The following is a 13,384-nucleotide window of genomic DNA, read 5'->3' on the forward strand; positions in this document are numbered from 1 at the left end:
TCAATCCCGCATCGCGTACCGTGAGCCGCTGATCGCACGGACGGGGAGCACAGGCGGGGAGCACGGACGGGGAGCACAGGGGGAATCGCCGTGGGTCGTTCCGAGAAGCCGCTGGATCCAGGCGCGGGCCCGGTGCAGCGGTTCGCCCACGAACTGCGGGAGTTACGGCGGGCTTCCGGGAGTCCCACGTACCGGGACATGGCCCGCCGCGCCGGCTACTCCGCCCCCACCCTGTCCAACGCCGCGACGGGCGACCGGCTGCCGTCATTGCCGGTGACCCTGGCGTACGTCGAGGCCTGCGGCGGTCGGCGGGAGGAGTGGGAACCGCGCTGGCGCGCCCTCGCCGAGGAGCTCTCCGCCCGCCCCGCGGCACAGGACGAGGACGATCCGGACGACCCGGCGCCCTATCGCGGACTCGCCCGGTTCGATCCGGAGGACGGTGACCTGTTCTTCGGCCGTGACCAGCTCGTCGAGGACCTCGTCGGGCTGGTCCGTAAGCACCGTTTCGTCGCGGTCGTCGGGGCCTCGGGCAGCGGCAAGTCCTCGCTGCTGCGGGCCGGGCTCGTCCGGGCACTGCGGAACCCCGGCGAGCGGGACGGGCGGCCGGCCGCCATCCGGATCTGCACACCCGGTCAGGCCCCGTGGCACGACCATGGCGCGCTCCTGGAGCCGGTGGCGGGCGACGCGGACACCGTGCTGGTGGTCGACCAGTTCGAGGAGGTGTTCACGCTCTGCCAGGATCCGGTGGAGCGCGGGGAGTTCATCGACGGTCTGCTCCGCTGCCGTACGGAGGCCGCCTCCCGTACGGAGGCCGCCGGGTCCCGGCTGCGCGTGGTCATCGCGGTCCGGGCCGACTTCTACGGCCGGTGCACCGAGCATCCCGGCCTCGTCCAGGCGCTCAACGCGGCGAGCCTGCTGGTCGGGCCCATGTCCCCGGAGCAGGTCCGGGAAGCGATCGTGAAGCCGGCCAGGGCCGGGCGGCTGGTGGTGGAACGGGACCTGACCGCCCGGATCGTCTCCGACGTGGCGCAGGAGCCCGGCGCCCTGCCACTCATGTCCCACGCCTTGCTGGAGCTGTGGCGGCGCCGCCGGGGCCGCACCCTGACGCTGGCGGCGTACGAGGCGATCGGCGGGGTCCAGGGCGCGGTGGCGCACACGGCCGAGGAGGTGTTCACGGGATTCACGGCGGATCGGACTGAACTCGCCCGCTCGCTGCTGCTGCGGCTGATCACTCCGGGGGAAGAGGCGCCGGACACCCGGCGTCCGGCCGACCGGGCCGAACTGGTCCGCTCCGAGGCGGCGGCAGAGGTCCTCGAAGCCCTGGTACGGGCACGGCTGGTGACAGTCGACGGCACGGGAGTGGACCTCGCGCACGAAGCGCTCATCACCGCGTGGCCACGGCTGCGCACATGGGCGGAGACCGACCGCGAACGGCTGCGTCTGCAGCGACGGTTGACGGAGTCGGCCAAGGAGTGGGCGCAACTGGAGCGCGATCCGGGCGCCCTGTACCGGGGCGCCCGGCTGCTGGCCGCTCGGGACGCGTTCATGGGGGCGGACGGTCCCGCGCCCGATCTGACACCGCTGGAGCGGGAGTTCCTCACCACGAGCGTCCGCACCGGGCGCTTCGTCCAGCCCGCCCTGGTCCGGATGCGCCGATTCGTACGGAGCCGCTGGTGGCTCGCGTTCCGGCTGGCGTTGCTGTGCGCGGTCGTACTGTGGACCGTGTGGTTCCTCAATCGCGACCACCCGTGACGTCACCGGGTGATCGCCCGCACGGTCAGCGACGTCCGAGCACGGCGCGGGCGGCGTCGAGTTGGCGGTCCTTGGCCGACCTCAGATGTGCGAAGTAGCCCTTGTGGTCACGGATGTCCCGTTCCTGGACGGCGCGTTCCTCTTCGCTGAGCGACTTCACGAGCCCGACGCGTTGCTTGCAGGTCACGTCGGCCTGCGCGGTCTGCTTCTCCCCGGGTGAGGGGGCGTGGGACCGCGCCCACCGCGGATCCTCGGCAGCGCGGTAGAAGTCCTGGTACGGGTGTCCCTCCTGCCGCATACAACGCGCCCAGGAACGCGTCGCGCGTGCGCCGGCGGGGCTTTTCAACGCCTGATCGAGGCTGGCGGAATTCAGCTTGTTCACCAGGTCCTCGTCCACCCGGTTTCCGCTCGCCAGTTGGGCGCCCGCCTGCGCGTAGCAGCCGTCGGCGGGATTCAGCGCGGCTTGTCTCTCGGCCGCGCCCAGGCGTTTCTCGCGGTCGGTCTTCCGCGCGGTGATATCGGTGGAACCCATCAGCCGGGCGTTGCTCTTGTAGCCCATTTCTTTCGCGACCGGCATCTCGATGACGCCGTAGCGTCGGCGATTTCGCAGGTCGGGATAGAGCTTGCGGTGGTCGATGACTTCCCAGTCGTATCCGCGCTTCTTCATGCAGGTGCGGGTCAGGATGTCCTGTGCGCTCTCGATCAGGTAGATCTCATTCACCGACAGCTGATAGTGATCGAGGGGGAGAACGAGATTCCTGACCTCCTCGGTCGGTTCGGGGGCCGCGGCGAGTACGGTCCTCGCGGCCGTGGTCGTCGGGGCCGCCTCCTTGGACGTCCCGCCCCCACAGCCGGTGACCAGAAGCAGCAGGGCTGCGGCCCCCACCATCTGAAACCTGGTCATGCGTCCACTCCAGAATCCGTCCGTTCCAGAAATCGCCCGCTTCAGAGAAGAGCGGGGGCGCCGGCCGGGCCGGCGCCCCCGTGGGTCTTACAGGAAGACGACGCAGCTCGCCTTGTTGTCGAACCCGTTGTTGCTGAAGTCGGAGTCGACGCTGTGCGGCTTCGCCGTGTAGGACTTGCCGGTACACGAGCTGCCGTTGTCCCACATGCCGACGTAGGAGCCGGTGTCGTTCCGCATCGAGCTGGCGCCGTTCTGCATGACCTGGTGGGTGCCGTCCCAGTACTTGTTGTTCAGCTCCCGGTCGGTGCCGGTGAAGGTGGCCTTCATGCCCTTGTAGTCGTCGTGCTGGTACAGCACGAAGTTGGAAGCCTGCGCCCCCGACTCGGCGGCCGATGCCGTCGGCGCCGTCATGATTGCACCGGTGGCACACAGGGCCAGAGCACCGAGCGCCACACCCAGCTTGCGCATATCTGCTGTCCTCCCGTTCGAGTGGTCACGGTCCGAGGCGGATCTCCATCCGCCGGAACCAGTCCACGCGAGCAGCGGTTTGCGGTACAGGTGATGGGAAAATGTTCGAATGTGCCGTCTGGGACGGCGGTCAGGTGCTGGACTGGAACCGGACCCTCCCCCCGCGCCGTCTGAAGCCCTGTTGGTCGGCAGTCGGCAAGAGACGGGGGCGTCGGTTCATGGTGGGACTCCGGCGGTGGGCACGAGCACGTGTGCGGGTGCTCACGGTGGTGCTGGCCGTGCTCGGCGTGCAGTTGAGCTGGCTCGTGGCGCCCGCGTACGCGTGCGGCTGCGGGGCTATGGTGCCGCAGGCGCAGCGGCAGATCAGTGTGTCCCGTGAGACGTCCGTGCTGCGCTGGGACGGGCGGCAGGAGCAGATCGAGATGCGGCTGACCGTGCAGGGCGACACGGACCGGGCCGCGTGGATCATGCCGGTCCCGCACCGCGCGTCCGTGGACCTCGGCGACCCGGCGCTGTTCGACCAGTTGGACGCCGCCACCGCGCCCGTGCACCGCACCCGGCACCACTTCTGGCCCCAGGCCGGCGACTGGCCGCTCGACGGCGCGGATGACGACAACGCCGAAGCGCCACCTGCCGCGGGCGCCGCTCCGCCCCGGGTGGGTGTCGTCGACCGGCAGCGGCTCGGGCCCTTCGACGTCGCCCGGCTCACCGCCACCGATCCCGGTGCCCTGGACAACTGGCTGCGCACCAACGGCTTCACCTTCCCGCCCCGGCTGAGCGACGCCCTCCAGCCGTACGTCGACCGGCACTGGGAGTACGTGGCGGTCCGGCTGGCCCCGGAGACCGCCGGCGCTTCCCTGAGCGGTGCCCTCGACCCGATCCACCTGACCTTCGCCACCGACGAGCCCGTCTACCCGATGCGTCTGTCCCGGCTCGCCCGTACCCCGCAGTCGCTCGGCCTGTACGTCCTGGCCGCGCACCGCATGGAGCCGCGCAGCTCGATCGGCGGCGCACCGCCCCGGGTCCTCTTCGCCGGTCGCCTCAGCGCGCCCGAGGGCCCGCTGGCCCGCCTCGCCTCCGGCACCCCGTATCTGACCGCCGTGGCCCAGGAGTTCCCGCAGCCCTCCCTCATCTTTGCCGACCACGTGCTGCGCCGGACCGCCTCGGACACGCCGTACCAGCAGGTGATCTACCAGGACCGGTTGCTGGAGGTGGCCGGGATGCCGGCGTGGCTGCTGACGATCGGGGGCTCCCTGGCCCTGGTCGTCGCCGTCGCCGCGCTGATCGCCGTCCGGCATGCGCGGCGGCCCGTCGTACCCCCGCCGCCGGTGCACCCCCCTGCGCCGATCGGCTGACAAGGAACGGGTGCTCCGGAGATTCGCTGACACGGAACCGGTGCGCGACTACCTTCGTTAGCCCAGCTAGTTAGAAAATCTAACTAGACACGAAAGGCAGTAGGTGCATGAGCGGGTCGCAGCTCTGGGACGACGTCGACTTCTACTTCTCCAGCCACCTCGCGCCGGACGACGAGGCGCTCCAGGCGGCGCTGCGCGACAGTGAGGCCGCCGGACTCCCGCATGTCAATGTCACGGCGAACCAGGGCAAGTTTCTCCAGCTGCTTGCCCAGATCCAGGACGCCCACAACATCCTGGAGATCGGCACGCTGGGCGGCTACAGCACGATCTGGCTCGGCCGCGCCCTCCCTGCCGACGGCCGGCTGATCTCCCTGGAGTACAGCCCCAGGCACGCCGAGGTCGCGGTCCGCAACATCGCCCGCGCCGGTCTGGAGAAGATCGTCGAGGTGCGGGTGGGCCCGGCCCTGGACTCGCTGCCCCAGCTGGCCGACGAGAACCCGGCCCCCTTCGACCTGGTCTTCATCGACGCCGACAAGGTCAACAACGCGAACTACGTGGAGTGGGCGCTGAAGCTCACCCGCGCGGGCAGCCTGATCATCATCGACAACGTGGTGCGCGGCGGCCGGGTGGTCGACGCGGCGAGCTACGACGACCCGGACGTCCGCGGCAACCGCGCCGCCATCGAGCTGATCGCCGCCCACCCCCGGCTCACCGGCACGGCGATCCAGACGGTGGGCAGCAAGGGCCACGACGGCTTCGCCCTGGCCCGGGTGCTGGCCTAGGGGCGGGCCCGCCGGGCTCCCTGAACCCCCGCTCTACACCTCGTGGTAGAAGCCCACGTTGACGCTGCGCGGTCCGGTGCGGTCCTGGATGATGATCTCGCCGGAGCCGCCCCGGGGCAGCGGCACGATCCCGCCGTAGGCGACGAGCTGGGCGTACTCCCCGACCACCAGCCGCACCACGGACGACGGGTCGGGCTGCGAACCGCGCAGCCACGTCACCTGCCAGCCCCCGTCAGGGCCGCACAGGAACTCCAGGTGGACCCGCGAGACGAACAGCCAGTCGTCGGGTGTGGCCAGACGGCACACGGACCCGTCCCGGCCGACCCGCAGCACGGCGCCCGGTTCGCTGGGCGCGTCGGCCATGAGCATGCCGGCCGTGGCGCCCGCGTCCGCCGCGGAGACGGTGGCCATGGTGAGTTCGAGCACGTGCGTTCCCCCTGAAGTGCGCTTGACCTGATTCCAAGTGTGCCTCTACAGCGGCCGCATGATAATTCGCCCGGCCCCACCGCGTCCGGCACAATGGACTCATGACCGAGCGAAAGCCACCGGGCGTGCCGTTCGAGTCCTGGGTCGACAAACAGATCCACGATGCGCAGGGGCGCGGTGAGTTCGACCGACTCCCGGGCGCGGGTCAGCCGTTGCCGCCCGGCACGGACACGACGTACGACGAACTGTGGTGGGTCAAGCGCAAGATGGTCCGGGAGGGTCTGGCGGTGCTGCCCCCGTCCCTGGCCCTGCGCAAGGAGGCCGAGGACGCGCTCGCGGCGGCGTACGCGGCGCCCTCGGAGCGGATCGCGCGGAAGATCATCACCGATGTCAATGTCAAGATCCGCGACATGATGTTCAAGCCGCCGCCCGGTCCCCCGCTGGGCAAGAAGCCGTACGACGTCGAGGAGGTCGTACGGGAGTGGCACCAGCGGCGGGACCGGCGGGAGAACCGGGCGGCCGGCACGGAGGGGGCGTAGCTCAGTCCGTGAAGCGGCGCAGTCCCGTCACCGACCACACGGTGGCGATACGGCCGTCGGCCACCTCGAACAGGTCGATGCCGCTCTTCTGGTCGCCGTCGGCAAGTGTGACGTACCAGCTGGAGGCGACCCGGCCCAGGTGGGTGTCGACCATGGGGGTGCCGTCGACGGTGTAGCGCAGGCCGGGCTTGGCGGTGCGGAAGGCGGAGACGTAGTCGACGATGCCCTGGGGACCCTGGATCTTGTCGGTCTCCGCGTTGTCGGGGTCATTGCCGAAGCGGATGCGGAAGTCGGGGGCGAGGAAGGTCTCCGGGTCACTGAAGTCGCCGTTCCACAGGGCGGTCCAGCGCTCGAAGAGAGCGATTCCGGTGTCCGAAGAGGTCATGGCCGATGCCTTTCGTCGTATGTATGTCGTCCTTCGCCCACCAGCCTCCGGCTCCTCCGCGACACCGCCCTGTCGGTGATTGGCGTCACATTCCGATCTCACTGAGGGGTACGACGTCCGAACCGAGCGTGTCGAGCGAGGCCAGGTCGGCCGGCCGGTCCGGGGCCCGCTCGTCGAGTGCCTCGACGGCCCGGATGCGGTCCAGCCGGAAGCCCCGGGGTGCCCCGCGCAGCCGGCACCAGGCCGCCAGATACCAGTGCTCCTCCCCGCCGAGGAAGCCGAGCGGCTCCACGTCCCGCCCGGTGACGGCGCCCTCCGCGTCCGCGTACTCCAGGCGCAGCACCCGCCCCGCCGACAGCGCCTCCCGCAGCGGGCCGGGGACCATCGGCCCGGCGGTGCGTTCCGGCCGCGCCGCCGGGACGAGCAACTGGACGCGCCCCGCCATCTCGGCCGCCGCGCCGCGCTCCCGCTCCGGCATCACCGCGAGCACCTTGTGCAGGGCGCTGCGCGCGTCGGCCGCGAACGGGGTGCCGGCCAGCGCGTGCAGCCCCACCGCCAGGGCCGTCGCCTCGGCCGGGGTGATGGTCAGCGGCGGCAGTGTGCGCTCCCTGTCGAGGACGTATCCGCCGGTGCGGCCCGGCTCCGCGTGGATCGGCACCCCGGACTGCTGGAGCGCGGCCAGGTCCCGCTCGATCGTGCGGACGCTGACCTCGAAGCGCCGGGCGAGCGCGCGGGCGCTGCGCGGGCGGGGAGCGGCGGCGCGAAGTTCTTCGACGAGGGCGTAGAGACGGTCGGTGCGGTTCACGGTGACAAGTCTGCTGGGCGACGAGCGCATCGAGTGGCGCAGGATCCAGGTGCCGGACTCGCCCGAGGTCACGGATATCCGGTTGCGCGGGATCAACCCGCCCCCCTGACAATGTCGTTCGTGACCTGGACCATCGCACCCGAACCCTTCGGCTCCCCCGTCACAGCCGCGCTCTGGCGGGCGTACTACACGGAGGTCAGCGACCGCTGGTACCTGCTGCACGAGGGGCGCCGGACCGACCCCGGTGAGCTGGAGCGGGAGATCGCCGCCGTCACCGGCGCCGAACTGACCCCGCCGGACGGTCAGTTGCTGGTCGGGCGGTACGACGGCGCACCGGCCGGTTGCGCGGGCGTACGGCTCCTGGACCCGGCCACCGCCGAACTCACCCGGGTCTTCGTGCACGAGGAGCTGCGCGGCAAGGGCGGCGCGGCGCTGCTCGTGGCGGCCGCCGAGGACGCCGCCCGCGGCCTCGGCGCCACCCGGATCGTCCTGGACACCCGGGGCGACCTGGTGGAGGCCCGCACCCTGTACGCCCGGCTCGGCTACACGGAGACCGAGCCGTACAACACCAACCGGTACGCCGAGCACTGGTTCCGCAAGGACCTCAGCTGACCCCGGCCGCCGCCGCCCCGCCCTGCGGCTGCTCCCGCTGCGAGCCGCACATCTGGTCGGTCAACTCCTTGACCAGGCGGTCCAGATCGGTGGGCCGGTCGGGTCCCCACCAGTCGCCGAGCAGTTCGGCCAGCGACTCCTCACGGGCCCGTGCCAGCCGGTCGGCCACCTCGCGTCCCTGGTCGGTGAGGCTGAGGTCGAGGCCTTCGCGGACGGCGAGCCGGCGCTCCTCGACCTGGCGCTCGGCATCGAGGATCACGCTCAGCGGGACGACGCAGCGCCCGGCGAGCACACCCGGCTCCACCGAGCCGTACTTCCGCATCCGCAGCAGCAGCCAGCTCGCCGCAGGCAGCAGGTCGTAGCCCGCCCGCGCGGCGATCTTCCGGTAGATCTCCCGCTGCCCCTCGCGGGTGCCGAGCACCGACAGCGCGCGGCACACCTCGTCGTACGAGGACCGCTGGACCGGGTTGGTGGCGAGGGTCTCCGTCACATCGGGCGCGGTGACCGATCCGCGCAGCCTGTCCTCCTTCAGGAACCACGCCAGTACGAAGCCGAGGAGGGCGACCGGAGCGGCGTACAGGAAGACGTCGGTGATGGAGACCGAGAAGGCGTGCAGGGCCGCCGGGCGCAGCGCGGGCGGCAGGGCGGCTATGCCGCGCGGGTCGGCCTGCAGCGTGCTCGCCGACAGACCCGCCGGGAGGCTCACGCCCCGGAAGGCGGCGGCCAGTTGCTCGCCGAGGCGGCTCGCGAAGATCGTGCCGAAGATGGCGACCCCGAACGAGGCCCCGATCGACCGGAAGAAGGTCGCTCCCGAGGTGGCGACGCCGAGATCCTCGTACGACACGGCGTTCTGCACGATGAGGACGAGAACCTGCATCACCAGGCCCAGTCCGAACCCGAACACGAAGAAGTACGTGCTCATCTCGGCGGTGGAGCTGTTCTGGTCCAGTTGGTGGAGCAGGAGCAGACCGAGTGCGGTGACGCCGGTGCCCGCGATGGGGAACACCTTCCAGCGCCCGGTGCGGCTGACTATCTGCCCGGAGCCGGTCGAGGACAGCAGCATGCCCACCACCATGGGCAGCATGTGCACACCGGACATGGTCGGCGAGATGCCGTGCACGACCTGGAGGAAGGTCGGCAGATAGGTCATCGCGCCGAACATGGCGAAGCCCACGATGAAGCTGATCACCGCGGCGAGGGTGAAGGTGCGGATGCGGAACAGCTTGAGCGGGAGCACGGGTTCGGCGGCCCCGCGCTCGACGGCCACGAACAGTACGGCGATGACGACACCGAGGACCGAGAGACCGATGATCTGCGCCGATCCCCAGGCCCAGGTGGTGCCGCCGAGCGAGGCGACCAGCACCAGGCAGGTGGCGACCGCGGCGATCAGGAAGGTGCCGAGGTAGTCGATGACGTGCTGGGCGGACTTGCGCGGGATGCGCAGCGCGGTGGCGATCACGACGAGCGCGACGACGCCGATGGGAAGGTTGATGTAGAAGACCCAGCGCCAGCCGATGTGTTCGGTGAACAGCCCGCCGAGCAGCGGGCCGAGCACACTGGTCGTCCCGAAGACCGCGCCGAACAGCCCCTGGTAGCGGCCGCGTTCACGGGGCGGCACGAGGTCGCCGACGATCGCCATCGACAGCACGATCAGCCCGCCGCCGCCCAGCCCCTGCAGCGCCCGGAAGCCGATCAGCTCGCCCATGTTCTGGGCCATGCCGCACAGCGCCGAGCCGATCAGGAAGATCACGATCGCGATCTGGAACAGCTTCTTGCGCCCGTACTGGTCGCCGAGCTTGCCCCACAGCGGGGTCGCGGCGGTCGAGGCCAGCAGATACGCGGTGACCACCCACGACAGGTGCTCCAGGCCCCCGAGGTCGCTGACGATGGTCGGCAGCGCCGTCGACACGATGGTCTGGTCGAGCGCGGCGAGCAGCAGACCGAGGAGCAGGGCGCCCATCGGGACGAGGACATTGCCGGGGACGTGTCCCGTGTCCTTCGGTTCCTGCGCCGTGACGTGCGAGTCCAGCGTCATGAGACCTCCCGGGGCTTTCGCGACTCCTTCCATCGTGATCGGTGTCACCCGTTATGGCCCGTTGAGTCGCATCACGATGTGAGGGGCCTCTGCATATTCTCGGGACTTCGTGAGGGGAGGGGACGACTACGTGACTGAAGCCAAGGGCCTCCAGTGCCCGGAGTGCGGGGCGCCGAAGGGGCCGGGCAACACTCCGTCGTGCGACTGCGCACGGCGGGCGTCCGACGCCCTGCGCGACACGCGTACGGCGGAGGCGGCCGCGGCGGAGGATTTCGATCCGTTGCGGATACGGCCGTATGTCGAGTTGGGGGGATCGGCGACAGAGGGCTCCGCGACAGAGGGCTCCGCGACAGAGGGGCTCGCGCCGGCGGGATCCTCGTCTGCGGCTTCCACCGAGGGCGAGGGGGTCACCCAGCCGATCCCCGCCCCCGAGGTCACCGCGCCGCTGCGCCCGGTCACCGGGCCGAGCACTACTGACCTGCGTCTTTTTGAGCCCGGCGGGGGTGAGCCGGGTGAGCCGGCCTACGGGCCGGAGGAGGAGCGGCGGCCGCGCCGGTCCCGCCGCGCCCTGGTGCTCTCCGCCGCCGGAGCGGTGGTCACGGTCGTCGCGGCGGCGGGTTTCGCGAGCGGGCTGTTCTCGTACGAGACGCCGTCGCGGGACGGGGCCGCGCCCCAGGAGGTGCGGGAGAGCGTGCCCGAGGTGACGAACGGAGCGGCGTCGCAGCGGGCGACCACGGCGGCGGCGTCCGCGCGCCCGACCTCGGCGTCACCCTCGCCGTCGGCGACGGTGTCCGCGAGCCCGAGCCCCTCGCCCACGCCCTCGAAGGCGACTCCGTCCGCGACGCCGTCCCGCTCGGCGACACCGAGCCAGACGGCGACGTTCACCGGCCCGCAGCGCTCCGCGCAGCCCACGTCGGCACCGGTGCTGCGACGCGGCGACCGTGGACCGGAGGTCACCGAACTCCAGCTCCGGCTGGGCCGCCTGAACCTCTACATCGGCGACGCCGACGGCACCTACAGCGTCCAGGTCGAGGACGCCGTACGCCGCTACCAGCTGGCCCGCGCCATCGACTCCGACGAGCCTGGGGTGTACGGGGCGGCCACGCGGGCGCTGCTGGAGAAGGAGACGCCGGAGCCGTAGCGCCGTGCTGACTTGTGCGAGGTGGCGCACGTGGATAATGCCCGGGGTGACCTCAGAGACAGATCGCCCCAGGTGGTGGTTCGGGCTGCGCGGCTTTTCGTTCTTCCTGGCGGGCGGCGGCCTCGGCTTCTTCGCCTACGCGGTGGTCTCGCATCGGCCGGGCGGGGCGCCGTGGGGATGGCTGCTGCTCGGAGCGATGGTCTGCGGGACGCTCAGCGCCCTGTTTCCGAGGCGGCGTCGGCGTTGAGCCATGTGTGCCCCCGGCGGTCGCACGACCAGGGGATGTCGCTTGGATCATCCCAGTGCCGCGGGCCCGGGCACACACTCCCCCAAGCTCTCGTCTTCGCTCGAGCAGGGGGCACCCCAGTGACCCCGCTCGGGTGCGGGAGCGGGCCGGTCGGGGCCGCCGGACGCGGGGCAGGTCCGGCCGCCGGACCGCACCGTTCATCATCGACTCCGACGAACCCTGCGCGTCCGGAGCGGCCACGCGCACGCTGCTGGAGAAGGAGACACCAGAGCCGTGACGCGGTGCCGACAGACACCAGGCACCGAGGACCGGGGCCCGTCCTAGGCCCTGCCGATGTGCAGCCGGATCGTCCCGTCGCCCGCTGCCTCGACCCTGACCCGCGTCAAGTCCTCCACGACCACGTCCGGCCCGTGGAACCGGGCTCGTGTTCCGACCCCCACGACCCGCATCCCGGCGGCCCGGCCGGCCGTGATGCCCGCGAAGGAGTCCTCGAACACGATGCAGTCGGCGGGGTCGACGCCCAGTTCCGCGGCTCCCTTCAGGAAGCCCTCGGGGTCGGGCTTGCTCGCGCCGACCGACTCGGCGGTGACGCGGACGTCCGGGAGGCGGAGCCCCGCAGCGGCCATGCGGGCCGTCGACAGGGCCACGTCGGCGGAGGTCACCAGGGCGTGCGGGAGCCCGCGCAGGGAGGCCAGGAACTCCGGCGCGCCGGGGATCGCGACGACGCCCTCCACGTCCGAGGTCTCCTCCGCGAGCATGCGCGTGTTGTCGGCGAGGTTCTGCTCGACGGGCCGGTCCGGCAGCAGGACCGCCATGGACGCGTGGCCCTGGCGCCCGTGCACGACCTTCATCACCTCGTGCCCGTCCAGCCCGTGCCGCTCGGCCCAGCGCCGCCAGATCCGCTCCACGACGGCGTCCGAGTTGACGAGGGTGCCGTCCATGTCGAGCAGGAGGGCACGGGCGGTGAGGACAGCGGGCGTGGTCGTGGGCGTGGCGGTGGCCGTCATCGGCAGCTCCAAGGCACGGGGGGAAGGACAAGGCGGCCCCGCCCGCCGGTCAGGGAAAACGGGCGGGAACCACTTTGTTTCTCTACGATACAAAACCGGGGCGGGTCCCGCCACCACCCCCGGCGGGCATTCACCTGACGTTCAGCTCAGCCCGCCACGGCCTCCCACAGGCTCCACACGCCGAGCGTCAGCATCAGGAGCGCCGCGATCTTCGTGATGAGCCGCAGCGGCACCCGCTTCATCAGGGCCTTTCCACCGACGATGCCGAGTCCGGCGACCGCCCACAGGGCGAGCACCGCACCGAGGCCGACGGAGAGCGGGTCGTCGTAGCGGGCGGCGAGGTTCGCGGTCATGATCTGCGTGAGGTCACCGAACTCGGCGACCAGGATGAGCATGAAGCCCGTACCGGCGACCTTCCAGAAGGACTGGTCGGCGGGCTTCTTGATCTCCTCCTCGCCGTCGTCCTTCTTCAGCAGCAGCATCGCGCCTCCGCCGAGGAAGAGGACACCGGTCAGCACGTGCACGATCTGCTGGGGCAGCAGCGTCAGCACACTGCCGGCCGCGACGGCGAGCGCGACGTGCAGCAGGAAGGCGGCGGCGATACCCACGAAGACGTACGAGGCCCGGTAGCGGGTGCCGAGGACGAGGCCGGTCAGCGCGGTCTTGTCCGGCAGTTCGGCGAGGAAGATGACGCCGAAGACGAGCGCCGTCACGGTGATGCTGATCAAAGTCCCTCAATCGGTCGGGGCCGCCCCACCGAGAGTTCTGTGCGTCACACGGAGACACCTCGGCATGGCAGCACACACGGCACCCGTGCCGTAGGGCACGGGCGTGCACTGCTTGCCGAAGGTCTCGCTGGCCGGCCTCGTGACCGAGGTCCGGCTCCGGGCGCCGGCTCAGGCTGGCTGAGCAGTATGTCGACGGTC

16 protein-coding genes are annotated in these 13,384 nt (G+C 71.1%); 7 read left to right on the plus strand and 9 right to left on the minus strand.

The window, feature by feature from the left end; translation table 11 throughout:
- Nucleotides 1-90 precede the first annotated feature (90 nt).
- Nucleotides 91-1,752: an nSTAND1 domain-containing NTPase gene (locus N8I87_RS12270; RefSeq protein WP_317633456.1), complete on the plus strand. Its 1,662-nt coding sequence runs from the start codon at nucleotides 91-93 to the stop codon at nucleotides 1,750-1,752.
- A 25-nt stretch (nucleotides 1,753-1,777) separates the two neighbouring features.
- On the opposite strand, the gene N8I87_RS12275 is transcribed toward N8I87_RS12270, so the two are convergent.
- Together N8I87_RS12275 and N8I87_RS12280 are read right to left on the minus strand one after the other, a co-directional pair.
- Nucleotides 1,778-2,473 (minus strand): hypothetical protein, encoded by a 696-nt coding sequence (locus N8I87_RS12275; RefSeq protein ID WP_263208255.1) that lies wholly within the window; start codon nucleotides 2,471-2,473, stop codon nucleotides 1,778-1,780.
- 270 nt (nucleotides 2,474-2,743) lie between these two features.
- Nucleotides 2,744-3,124, minus strand: coding sequence for a peptidase inhibitor family I36 protein (locus N8I87_RS12280; RefSeq protein WP_263208257.1), 381 nt, complete (start codon nucleotides 3,122-3,124; stop codon nucleotides 2,744-2,746).
- Between the two features lie 218 nt (nucleotides 3,125-3,342).
- On the opposite strand from N8I87_RS12280, the gene N8I87_RS12285 reads away from it, so the two are divergent.
- Nucleotides 3,343-4,479, plus strand: a complete 1,137-nt coding sequence (locus N8I87_RS12285; RefSeq protein WP_263208259.1) for a DUF2330 domain-containing protein — start codon at nucleotides 3,343-3,345, stop codon at nucleotides 4,477-4,479.
- 107 nt (nucleotides 4,480-4,586) lie between these two features.
- Complete coding sequence (locus tag N8I87_RS12290; protein ID WP_263208261.1) at nucleotides 4,587-5,261, plus strand: O-methyltransferase; 675 nt, start codon at nucleotides 4,587-4,589, stop codon at nucleotides 5,259-5,261.
- Between the two features lie 33 nt (nucleotides 5,262-5,294).
- Here N8I87_RS12290 and N8I87_RS12295 read toward each other — a convergent pair whose 3' ends face one another.
- Complete coding sequence (locus N8I87_RS12295) at nucleotides 5,295-5,687, minus strand: FHA domain-containing protein (protein ID WP_263208263.1); 393 nt, start codon at nucleotides 5,685-5,687, stop codon at nucleotides 5,295-5,297.
- Nucleotides 5,688-5,788: 101 nt separating this feature from the next.
- Here N8I87_RS12295 and N8I87_RS12300 point away from each other — a divergent pair, with 101 nt between their 5' ends.
- Nucleotides 5,789-6,226 carry a DnaJ family domain-containing protein gene (locus N8I87_RS12300; RefSeq protein ID WP_263208265.1) on the plus strand — a complete coding sequence of 146 codons (438 nt, stop codon included), beginning with the start codon at nucleotides 5,789-5,791 and terminating at the stop codon, nucleotides 6,224-6,226.
- A gap of 1 nt (nucleotide 6,227) precedes the next feature.
- Here the strand turns inward: N8I87_RS12300 and N8I87_RS12305 are convergent, their stop codons facing one another.
- Nucleotides 6,228-6,611 (minus strand): ester cyclase, encoded by a 384-nt coding sequence (locus N8I87_RS12305; RefSeq protein WP_263208267.1) that lies wholly within the window; start codon nucleotides 6,609-6,611, stop codon nucleotides 6,228-6,230.
- 85 nt (nucleotides 6,612-6,696) lie between these two features.
- Nucleotides 6,697-7,512: a helix-turn-helix transcriptional regulator gene (locus N8I87_RS12310; RefSeq protein WP_263208268.1), complete on the minus strand. Its 816-nt coding sequence runs from the start codon at nucleotides 7,510-7,512 to the stop codon at nucleotides 6,697-6,699.
- 15 nt (nucleotides 7,513-7,527) lie between these two features.
- Between N8I87_RS12310 and N8I87_RS12315 the strand changes: the two genes are divergently transcribed.
- Nucleotides 7,528-8,028 (plus strand): GNAT family N-acetyltransferase, encoded by a 501-nt coding sequence (locus tag N8I87_RS12315; protein ID WP_263208270.1) that lies wholly within the window; start codon nucleotides 7,528-7,530, stop codon nucleotides 8,026-8,028.
- Here N8I87_RS12315 and N8I87_RS12320 read toward each other — a convergent pair.
- Complete coding sequence (locus N8I87_RS12320; RefSeq protein WP_263208271.1) at nucleotides 8,021-10,063, minus strand: MFS transporter; 2,043 nt, start codon at nucleotides 10,061-10,063, stop codon at nucleotides 8,021-8,023. The genes N8I87_RS12315 and N8I87_RS12320 overlap by 8 nt on opposite strands.
- Before the next feature lie 522 nt (nucleotides 10,064-10,585).
- Nucleotides 10,586-10,948 (minus strand): hypothetical protein, encoded by a 363-nt coding sequence (locus N8I87_RS43990; RefSeq protein WP_317633457.1) that lies wholly within the window; start codon nucleotides 10,946-10,948, stop codon nucleotides 10,586-10,588.
- Nucleotides 10,949-10,985: 37 nt separating this feature from the next.
- Here N8I87_RS43990 and N8I87_RS43995 point away from each other — a divergent pair, with 37 nt between their 5' ends.
- On the plus strand, nucleotides 10,986-11,204 hold the full coding sequence (locus N8I87_RS43995; RefSeq protein WP_317633458.1) for a peptidoglycan-binding domain-containing protein: 219 nt from the start codon (nucleotides 10,986-10,988) through the stop codon (nucleotides 11,202-11,204).
- Nucleotides 11,205-11,250: 46 nt separating this feature from the next.
- Nucleotides 11,251-11,451 (plus strand): hypothetical protein, encoded by a 201-nt coding sequence (locus tag N8I87_RS12330; RefSeq protein WP_263208275.1) that lies wholly within the window; start codon nucleotides 11,251-11,253, stop codon nucleotides 11,449-11,451.
- Between the two features lie 320 nt (nucleotides 11,452-11,771).
- Here N8I87_RS12330 and N8I87_RS12335 read toward each other — a convergent pair whose 3' ends face one another.
- Both N8I87_RS12335 and N8I87_RS12340 read right to left on the minus strand, forming a co-directional pair.
- Nucleotides 11,772-12,458, minus strand: a complete 687-nt coding sequence (locus tag N8I87_RS12335; protein ID WP_263208277.1) for an HAD family hydrolase — start codon at nucleotides 12,456-12,458, stop codon at nucleotides 11,772-11,774.
- A 146-nt stretch (nucleotides 12,459-12,604) separates the two neighbouring features.
- Complete coding sequence (locus N8I87_RS12340) at nucleotides 12,605-13,186, minus strand: TMEM165/GDT1 family protein (protein WP_263208278.1); 582 nt, start codon at nucleotides 13,184-13,186, stop codon at nucleotides 12,605-12,607.
- Between the last annotated feature and the right edge of the window lie 198 nt (nucleotides 13,187-13,384).

It is taken from the genome of Streptomyces sp. HUAS 15-9, from assembly GCF_025642155.1.
Classification (GTDB): domain Bacteria; phylum Actinomycetota; class Actinomycetes; order Streptomycetales; family Streptomycetaceae; genus Streptomyces.